The sequence below is a fragment of the Peribacillus sp. SIMBA_075 genome, from assembly GCF_046534585.1.
Window position 1 is genome coordinate 1 of record NZ_JAWRYN010001284.1, and the last position, 247, is coordinate 247.

Annotated in this window: 1 protein-coding gene; it reads left to right on the forward strand. The window is 74.9% G+C overall.

What is annotated here, in order from left to right; genetic code table 11:
* A partial coding sequence (locus SB775_RS32480; RefSeq protein WP_410865409.1) for an ABC transporter permease occupies window positions 1–247 on the forward strand: 247 nt, incomplete at both ends.

Consider the following 247-nt stretch of genomic DNA (forward strand, 5'->3'; position numbering starts at 1 on the left):
GGCTCGTCCCGTGCCCATCCTCACCGAGCTGGCGCCGACCCTGCTCGGCGTCGCGATCCTCGCCCTGGTCGCCGTCGCCGTGCTGGCGGCGTACCGGGTGCCCCACCGCTGGGCGCCGGCGCTGGCGATCCTGCGAGGTGCCGCCCAGCTGGCGATCATCAGCGTCATCCTGGCCGGCGTCATCACGACCCCGCTCTGGGTCGCGCTCGCGCTGCTCGTCATGTTCTCGGTCGCCGCCGGCACGGCC